General features: G+C 59.4%; 6 protein-coding genes. All 6 read left to right on the forward strand.

All coding sequences use genetic code 11. The annotated features are described in order from the left end of the window. The coding region (locus AC4FAH_RS09710) for a type I secretion C-terminal target domain-containing protein (protein ID WP_490245954.1) at positions 1-1,625 on the forward strand (1,625 nt) is incomplete at its 5' end. A gap of 97 nt (positions 1,626-1,722) precedes the next feature. After that, positions 1,723-3,897, forward strand: a complete 2,175-nt coding sequence (locus AC4FAH_RS09715) for a type I secretion system permease/ATPase (RefSeq protein WP_249330619.1) — start codon at positions 1,723-1,725, stop codon at positions 3,895-3,897. Next, a complete protein-coding gene (locus AC4FAH_RS09720) occupies positions 3,890-5,272 on the forward strand; it encodes an HlyD family type I secretion periplasmic adaptor subunit (protein WP_213114964.1) in 1,383 nt (460 codons plus the stop codon). Before AC4FAH_RS09715 ends, AC4FAH_RS09720 begins: the two co-directional genes overlap by 8 nt. 33 nt (positions 5,273-5,305) lie before the next feature. Further along, positions 5,306-6,613 carry a TolC family outer membrane protein gene (locus AC4FAH_RS09725; protein WP_339843122.1) on the forward strand — a complete coding sequence of 436 codons (1,308 nt, stop codon included), beginning with the start codon at positions 5,306-5,308 and terminating at the stop codon, positions 6,611-6,613. A gap of 66 nt (positions 6,614-6,679) precedes the next feature. Next, on the forward strand, positions 6,680-8,629 hold the full coding sequence (locus AC4FAH_RS09730) for a bifunctional diguanylate cyclase/phosphodiesterase (protein ID WP_213114966.1): 1,950 nt from the start codon (positions 6,680-6,682) through the stop codon (positions 8,627-8,629). 22 nt (positions 8,630-8,651) lie between these two features. Then, positions 8,652-9,320: a transglutaminase-like cysteine peptidase gene (locus AC4FAH_RS09735; RefSeq protein WP_213114967.1), complete on the forward strand. Its 669-nt coding sequence runs from the start codon at positions 8,652-8,654 to the stop codon at positions 9,318-9,320. Positions 9,321-9,616 lie beyond the last annotated feature (296 nt).

The following is a 9,616-nucleotide window of genomic DNA, read 5'->3' on the forward strand; positions in this document are numbered from 1 at the left end:
ATAGCGAAGGCGCCAGCTCCACCGGCACGCTGACCATCGGCATCGAGGATGATGCACCCGAGCAGCAGGAAGCGCAGAGCTTCTCGTCCACCCTGGTGGATACCAATGTCACAATAATGCTGGATATCTCGGGTTCAATGAGTACGAGTGATGGAGTTGACAATAGCACTCGTCTTCAGAGTGCTATTAATTCGGTCAAGGTGCTTCTAGATTCTTACGATGATTTCGGTGACGTGATGGTCAACCTTGTTGTCTTCCAATCTTACGCATCGTATGCGCCTGGCTGGGTGACGGTCGAAAGAGCTTCATTGTTATTGGATACATTGGAAGCCGGTGGTGCTACCAATTATGATTCTGCTCTTGATACGGCAATGTGGAATTTTAATGCAGATGGTGCTCTTGAATCGGCACAGAATGTGTCTTATTTCTTCTCCGATGGCATACCTAATCGTCCTTCTGGAAGTGCTGGGATTTCAGCTGGTGAAGAAGTCGAATGGCAACAATTTTTGATCGATAATTCAATTAAGTCTTACTCAATTGGTTTGGGAGGGTCTGTCAATGAGAGCAATCTTGATCCTATTGCCTATGATGGCTCTGCTGTTGAGAACCTAGACAGTACCGTCGTCACCAGTTTCTCGGACCTCGATGATAGTCTGGCCGCGACCGTGCAATCGCCTGTCAGTGGTCAGCTTGTCTCGGGCAGCTCCGTGGATGGCAGTCTGCTGGGAGCGGATGGCGGTTATCTGCAATCGGTCACCGTGGATGGCACGACCTACAGTTATGATCCGGTTACCAACACCGTGTCTGCTACGGGGTCGGACAACAGCAGCTACGATGCGGACAGCCTGGAGTTGATCATCTCGACAGACCTGGGTGGCAGCATGCTGTTCAATCTGGGGAGCGGTGACTTCACCTACACGCCCCCGGATAACGTCAGCGAGCGCTCCACGGACAGCTTCGATTACGTGACGGTCGACAATGACGGGGATACCAACGCCTCAAGTGTCAGTATCGATGTCGACAAGCTGGCCGTGGTCATCGGCACCGATGGCAACGACACCCTGACGGGCGATGGCGATGGACCGTTCTATGCGGACTATCTGGTTGGCCAGGGTGGCAATGACACCCTGAGCGGTGGCGAGGGCAGTGATCGTCTGGAAGGCGGCAGTGGCAACGATACGCTGAGAGGCGGCACCGGCAACGATATCCTCTCTGGTGGTGAGGGCGATGATCTTCTGGTCGGAGGTGCCGGCAATGACATCCTGACTGGCGGCGATGGTGCCGACACCTTCCAGTGGCTGAGCGGTCATGACATCAACAGCGAAGGCGGCATGGCGACGGATACCATCACCGACTTCAGTGTCGCGGATGGCGATGTCATCGATCTGTCCGATCTGCTTCAGTCCAACGATGATGCCGATACGCTCTCGAGCTTCCTGCACTTCGAGTCAGACGGAGAAGGTGGCACCAATATCGAGATCAGTGTCGACGGATCCGACGGCAGCAATATCACGCAAGAGATCAATCTGCAGGATGTCGACCTGACATCAGGTGGCGACACGGATACGCAGATCATTCAATCTCTGCTCGACAGCAACAGTCTCAAGACGAACGTTGACGGCTGAATCGATGTGATAGGGGAGATGGCTTAGGCTGTCTCCCCTTGCTGTATTAGACTTTGCCGTAGAGACATCTGCGAAGTGCCCTACTAAGGAGGACAGGTTGAGCGATCAACCCACGCCATTAAGACCGGAGCCTGTTGGCGAGAGGGAGGGCGACCCCCTTCTCAATGCGCTGGTCTTCATGGCGCGTTACCACGGCAATCCCAGATCTGCAGCAGTGCTGGTCGATGGTCTTCCCATGGAGGAAGGCCGTCTTCCCCTGGCGCTTGTCAGTCGTGCTGCGGCACGTGCCAATCTGAGTGCCAAACTGGTCAACCAGCAGATCACGGCCATCAGCGACATGCTGATGCCGTGCATTCTCATACTCAAGGAAGAGCGTGCTGTCGTCTTGCTGGAGGTCGACAACGACGCAGGCAAGGCCAGGATTCATCAGCCTGAGGCCGATGGTGATGAGCTGGTCGACATCGAGTCTCTGGCTGAGCGTCATGATGGGCGTGTCGTCTATCTCAAGCAGGAGCACCGCTTTGATGAACGCGCACCGGAAACGCTCAAGCAGAGTGGTGGCCATTGGTTCTGGTCAACGCTGAAGCTGTCGCGGCCGATCTATCGTGACGTGATTCTGGCGTCGATATTGATCAACCTGTTTGCCGTGGCATCGCCACTGTTCGTGATGAACGCCTATGACAAGGTCGTGCCCAATCTGGCCTTCAACACGCTGTGGGTCTTGGCGACGGGTATGGCGATCATCATGGTGTTCGACTTCGTGATGCGCCAGACACGTGCCTACTTCATGGACACGGCCGGCAAGAAGTCCGAGGTGTTGCTGACCTCGAAGCTCTTCTCCAAGACCATGAACCTGCGGATGGAAGCGCGTCCCGGCTCTGTCGGTGGCTATGTGAAGCACCTGCAGGAGTTTGATTCGATTCGCGAGTTCTTTACCTCCGCGACCCTGACCACCCTGGTCGATCTGCCGTTTGCCCTGCTGTTCCTGCTGGTGATCTGGATCGTGGCGGGGCCATTGGTTCTGGTGCCCTTCGCCGCGCTCGTGATCCTGCTTATCTACAGTCTGGCGATCCAGAAACCGCTACGCAGCAGTATCGAGCAGGGGTCGCGCTTGGCGACGGAACGCAATGCGCGCCTTGTCGAAGCGGTCTCCGGCCTCGAGAGCCTCAAGCTGGCCAATGCTCAGGGCGAAACCCAGCGTCGATATGAACGCGCCGTCGGGCAGATCGCGCATTGGGGGGTGAAAAGCCGCAACCTGACGACCTCTGTCAGCTCGCTGAGCATGTCGCTGACACAGGCCACCACGGTGGCGCTGGTCGTGTTCGGGGTCTATCTGATCGCGGATGCACGCCTGTCTGTCGGTGGCTTGATCGCCGCGGTCATGCTGTCCGGGCGTGCGTTGCAGCCGCTGGGGCAGTTGGCGTTGCTGATCACGCGCATCGGCCAGACTCGCAGTGCCATGAGTGCGCTTGAGCAGATCATGGCATTGCCGGAAGAGTCGGAAGATCGTCGTTACGTTCACCGCGAGCACCTGCAGATGCGCATCGAATTCGACCGCGTCGGCTTTGCCTATGCGCCGAATACGCCACCTGCCGTGTCGGATATCTCACTGACCATCAATCCAGGTGAGAGGATCGCGATCATTGGGCGTATCGGTGCTGGCAAGAGTACCTTGCAACGTCTTGTCTCTGGCCTGTATCGCGCCACGGCGGGCAGCGTTCGAATCGATGGGCTGGATCTCAATCAGCTGCATCCCGCCGACGTACGTCGGCATATCGGTCATGCGGGCCAGGACAGTTCACTGTTCTTCGGCTCCATTCGCGACAACATCACCCTCGGCCAACCACACGCCAGTGACGTACAGATCGACCTCGCGGCTGATGCCTCCGGTGTGACCGAATTCACTCGTCATCACCCTGAAGGTCTGGACCGTCAGGTAGGTGAAGGTGGGCGCATGCTCTCCAGCGGTCAGCGTCAGACGGTCTTGCTGGCCCGCGCACTCTTGATGCGTCCCCCGCTCTTGCTGCTTGATGAGCCCGGGTCGCACATGGATAACCGCGCCGAGCTGCGCCTGCGCAGAATGCTCAAGTCCCTGCCACGCAGCCAGACGCTGCTGCTGGTCACCCACAAGAGCAGCATGCTCGACGTGGTAGACCGCGTCATCGTCATGGAAGGGGGGCGCATCGTCGCCGATGGGCCCAAGCAGCAGGTGCTGAGCGCCCTGAATGAAGGCCGTGTCGCCGGGCGCAAGCAGGAGGTGAATCGTGGCTAAGGCACCGATTGAGCAGCGTGACCTTCACCATCTCGACGATGTCAGTTCGGCCGTGTTGCTGGCGACTCCCTGGAAGTCGCGCATCCTGATCTGGATGGTGCTCGCATTCGTGGTCATCTTCGTCATCTGGGCCAGTCAGGCGAGTCTGGAGGTCGTCACGCGCGGGTCCGGCAAGGTCGTGCCCTCGACGCATCTTCAGGTCGTCCAGAACCTGGAAGGCGGTATCGTGCGCGAGATCTATATCAAGGAAGGTCAGGTCGTCTCGGCGGGGGAGCCACTGCTGCGCATCGATGACACCAGTGCAGGTTCCGATCTGCGCGAGCGTGTCTCGACCCTCGATGGCCTGCAGGCCACCATCATGCAGTACGACACCGAGCTTGATTCCATCGAGGTCAACGCCTCCGCGGATGCCTGGAAGGATCAGGTGAGCGTGAAGAATATCGAGTTGCCCTTCGACGAAGAATTCAAGGCGCGCAGTCCCGCTCTGGTGTCGCGTGCGATGACGGCGTATCGCACGCATCTGAATCAGCTCAACAGTGGCCTCAATGGCGCGCGTGAACAGATTCTGCAGAAGGAGCAGGAGTTGCGTGAGTTGAGATCGCGCATCAACAGTCTCGAGCGCAGTTATCAACTGTCACGTCGCGAGCTCGGCATGACGGCCCCGCTGGTGCGTGAAGGCGTGGTCTCTCAGGTGGACCTTCTCAAGATCCAGCGTGAGGTCAACGACCTGCGGGGTGATCTTGAATCGGCGCGCCTGGCCGTGCCGGGCAAGCAATCGGAGCTGGATGAGGCCATCTCGAATCGGGTCGGCGTCGCGCAGGAATTCCGCTCACGTGCCGCGGAAGAGCTCGCCAAGACCCAGGCGGATCTGGGTCGCTTGCGTGAGGGGCGCACCAGTCTTCAGGACCGACTCGATCGTACTTTGGTGACCTCTCCGGTTCAGGGCGCCATCAAGACGCTGAATATCAATACCATAGGCGGCGTCATCGAGCCCGGGGAAGACCTGATGGAGATCGTTCCCATCGAGGACCAGCTGCTGGTTCAGGCGCGAGTCGCTCCCAAGGACATCGGCTTCCTGAGAATCGGACAGCCGGCCGTCGTCAAGTTATCTGCCTACGACTTCACCATCTACGGTGGATTGGAAGGCAAGGTCGATCAGATCAGTGCGGATACTGTGCAGGATGAAGAAGGCAACAGTTTCTACGAGATCAAGGTGCTGACGGAGCAGAACCACCTTGGCAGTGACTCGGATCCGCTCACGATCATCCCGGGCATGCAGGCCAGTGTCGATGTGATCACTGGCAATCAGACCGTACTGCAATATCTGATGAAGCCGATTCTGCGCGCCAGGCAAGGTGCCTTGCGTGAACGTTGATCAAGGATTTGATGGATTCGAGGGTAACTCATAATGAAAAAGACACTCTTGGCGTTGAGCATCGCCGCAGGGATGGGGTTTGGCGTTCAGGCTTCGGCTGCGACTCTTGAAGAGGCCGTATCCCGAGCGGTAATGGAAAACCCGCGCACGCGCGTTCAGGTTTCACGTCACATCCAGCGACTCGAAGAAGCGGAAACCCAGCGCGGGGCGTATCGCCCGACGGTGGATCTGACCGGTCGTCTGGGATATGGCAAGTTCGACTCGGAAGATGACGGCGTCAATGACGATGACGACTGGCACGATTACACGCGCCTTGATCTGACCATCCGTCAGCTGCTCTGGGACGGCAACACGACAATCGAGCGCATTCGCCAGGCCGAGACAGAGGCGGACTACCAGCGCCTGCAGGTCGCGGCCGAGGCCAATGACATCGCGCTGGATACGGCCGGTGCCTATCTGCAGGTCATGCGTGATGAGCTGATTTTCAAGTATGCACAAGCCAATCTCGAGGCTCACCGTCGTATCTCGAATGATATCGGGCGGCGTGCGGAATCCGGCCTTGGTGCGCGCAGTGACGTGCGTCAGGTGGATGGTCGTCTGGCCAATGCCGAAGCCAGCGTGCTGTCATCGATCAACAATCTCGAGGATTCCCGCTCTGCCTATCTGCGTCTGGTGGGCGAGATGCCGTCGGACCTCAGCATGCCGGGCATCGACACCAGCCTGCTCAGCGAGGATGTCGAGAGCGCCTACGTGCAGGCCAATCAGCGCAACCCGCTGTTGGCGGCAGCGCGGGTCTCCATTGATGCTGCCCGCCATGAAGTGAACGCCGAGAAGGGCGATAACTACCCCGAGTTCAGTCTCGAGGGCAATCGCACGCTGGACAATGATTATGATCAGGACAAGAGCAAGTCAGACGACTGGAGCGTCGAACTGGTCATGCGCTACAACCTGTATCGCGGTGGCCGTGATCAATCCGAGATCCGCGGTCGTCAGGCAGCGCTGGAAGCGGTCGAGCACGACAATGATCGCGTGATGCGCGATGTGCGTGACGAGATTCGTCTGGCATGGAATGCCCGCGAGAACCTCAAGCGTCAGATCGATTACCTGGAAAGTTATGTGCGTGCCGCGACCGATACCCGCGAGAGTTATCGCAAGCAATTCGATATCGGGCGCCGCACATTGCTGGACCTTCTGGATAGCGAGAGTGAGCTGTTCACCTCTCAGCAGAACCTGATTCGCGCCCGTTTTGATCTGGAAACCGCCAACTATCGCCTGCTGTCGGCGACCGGCGCTCTGCTGGATTCCATGAATGTTGCCGTCCCCGTCCAACAACAGGGCTAAGCCACCCACGGCGCTACCGCACCCTGGGTGCGCCGTTGCCATGCTGATGGTTGATGAGGAAATCAGATGAGTCTTTCGCGCCGCCTGTTTACCTTGATGTTGCTGGTATTGTTGGGGTTCTCCCTCGGTATCTTCTTCATCCAGGTCAACAACACCCGTGATGCATTGGCCGAACGACAACGCGTCGAACTCTCGAATCTCGCCCAGAGCCTGAGTCTCGCGCTGGTGCCACATGTAGAGCTTGGCGATGCCGCCAGTGCCGAAGCCCTGATACGTGCCACGGTGGATGGAGGCCATGTGCGCGATGCCAGGCTGGAGAGCGTGGCCATCGCGACACCCATCGCTTTCAATGTCGTGCGCGAGAGTCTGGCACCGCAGTGGTTTCGTGACCTGATTCCCATGCCGGTGGAATCGGCGAGCCGCGAGCTGCCGGGTGGCTGGGCGTCGCTGGGCACGATCAGCCTGACCGGCGAATCCGCCCAGGGCTATGACCAGCTCTGGCAGCTGGCCAAGCGTCTGGCGCTGTGGCTGTTGCTGGGCGGCCTGATCACGCTGCTGATTGCCTCATTGGTCATGCGCCGTCTGCTGCGCCCGCTGGAGCGCCTCTCGTCTCGCCTCAATGAGATGGAGACACAGCGCTTCGACGCGCCGCTGGAAGAGACCAGCGTGGCGGAGCTCAAGGGCATCACCTCGGCGGTCAATCGTCTTGGACAGCGCCTGCAGACCCAGTTCGAGGCTCAGGCCGCGCAGTTGGCGCGTCTGCAGCGCCAGGCGGAAGAAGACTCGGTATCGGGGCTTGGCAACCGCGGCTATTTGAATCGAGCGGTCGATGAGTGGCTGAGCGAGCCGATGGGTGGCAGCTTCGCGCTGCTGCGCGTGTCGCATATCGAGGTGGTGTATCGCGAGCAGGGCTACAAGGGGCGTGACGCCCTGGTGAAAGCCATCGCGCGCAAGCTGGAAGATCGCGAACTGGCGGGTGAGGCGATCATTGCCGCGCGTCTGGCCAATAGTGATTTCGGCCTGTTGCTGCCGGAAACCGACGAAACTCGGCTTCAGGAGTTTCTCACGCTATTGGCGGAGGATATCGACAACCTGCTGGATGCCAATCCGCTGGTGGATATTCCGCCGGAGAACTGTGCCATTGGCGCCGTTCGGCGTGAGCCGGGCATGCAGCGTACCCAGATATATGCCGTTGCAGATGCCACGCTTCGTCAGGCCATCGAGCAAGGGTCGGGCGTGGAGCTGGCCCCTGCGGGTGGGCGTGCGCGTCCGCGCGGCGAGTGGCGCGAGATCATCGAAAAGGCCCTGGATTCCCCCAAGGGACTCGATTTCGTCGCTCAGCCGGTGTTGCTCAATGATGGTGGCGAGCTCCACCGCGAGCTGTTTGCCCGTCTGCGCGATGGTGATGAACTGCATCGTGCGGGTGACTTCCTGCCCGTGATTCGCCATTTCCGCATGGGGGCGCAGTTCGATCTGCGCGCTCTGGAGTGGCTGGCGTCCTATATCGACCGGATTGAAGTGCCCAGGCTGGCGCTCAACCTGACCGAAGAAACCTTCGACGATGAAGCCAGTTATATTGGTTTGCTCAACTGGTTGGCGGCGCATCCGCGCCTGTGCAAGCGTCTGGATATCGAGGTGTCCGAAAGCATCGCCCTCAGGCATCAGGAGCGTATCAAGATGCTGTTCCGACATGCTCGCCGACTGGGGGCGCGGGGTGGCATCGACCGCTTCGCCCGAGAGCTGAAGGAGCTCAGCTATCTGTCGGCGCTGCGGCCTGATTACGTCAAGATCGACCAGGCGTTCTTCAAGCGCGAAGATGTCGACACCGAGCTGTTGCAGAGTCTGTGCATGACCGCGCATCAGGTCGAGTCGCAGGTCATCGTGACCCGCGTCGAGTCCGAGGCGGATCAGGAGCGGGCGATGTCGTTGGGCGCAGATGGCTATCAGGGCTTCGTGTCACCGGCAGTCGATGTCATGGCAAGGCTCGCCAATCCAGCAGAAGATATGCCTCGCTAAGTGACATTCAGGGTGCCTCGACATGAATCATCGCCGCTGGTGGGAGGGTCTTGCGGTCGGGGTGCTGCTGGCGTTGTCGCTCGGTGCGGGTCTGGCACAGGCGGTGGATTCCCGCCAGTTCATCCAGATCTACGGGACCGGTGGCTGGAATCGTGTGCAGCAATGGCAGCAACTGTTGCAGCGTCTGGAGGGCGCGCCGATCAGGCGTCAGTTGAGCGAAGTGAACGATTTCTTCAATCGTCTCAACTTCACCGATGACCTCAGCGTCTGGGGAGCGACCGATTACTGGGCGACGCCGCAGGAGTTTCTGGGGGCAGGGGCCGGTGATTGCGATGACTTCGCCATGGCCAAGTACCTGACCCTGCGCGAGCTTGGCGTACCGGAAGACCGCCTGCGTCTGCACTACGTCAAGGCGCTCAGCCTCAACCAGTTCCATATGGTCGTGACCTATCAGGGCGCCAATACGCGCAATCCTGATGTACTGGACAACCTGAACAGTTCCATCCTGCCGGCCAGTGAGCGCACGGACCTGCTGCCTATCTACAGTTTCAATGGCAGTGCGCTGTGGATGAGCAAACGTCTGGAAGGGGGCAAGCGCATCAGCGACAGCCGAGGCCTTTCAAGTCTGTCTGATTGGCAGAAGCGCCGCGCACAAGGGGTGCTGAGAGTGCCGCGTCACAAACGGCCATGAGCCTGGCGGCGAAAGCCCCCTCGAGGAATGGTGGTTGAGCCCTGCTCTAAGCACTACCAAGCACTACCAAGCACTACCAAGCACTACAGCACGACAAGACACCCCGTGGCCTTCCGGTCGCGGGGTGTCTTGCCATTCGGGCGTTGCAGGCCAGAGCCCTCGTCAGGCTTCCCCATGCAGGTTGCGGGCGGGGCGCTAGCGGGGCGTATTGCCGCGCAGGTGCAGGATCTCGAGCAGATTTCCGTAGCGATGGCGACTCGGCATCGTGGCCAGCCCCGAAAACAGCAGCCAGAACA

Source organism: Cobetia sp., assembly GCF_983723665.1.

What these genes read in the sequence shown, in the direction of transcription:
- AC4FAH_RS09725 (WP_339843122.1), top strand. Translation starts at nt 5,306, where the DNA reads ATGAAAAAGACACTCTTGGCGTTGAGCATCGCCGCAGGGATGGGGTTT.
- AC4FAH_RS09730 (WP_213114966.1), top strand. Translation starts at nt 6,680, where the DNA reads ATGAGTCTTTCGCGCCGCCTGTTTACCTTGATGTTGCTGGTATTGTTG.
- AC4FAH_RS09735 (WP_213114967.1), top strand. Translation starts at nt 8,652, where the DNA reads ATGAATCATCGCCGCTGGTGGGAGGGTCTTGCGGTCGGGGTGCTGCTG.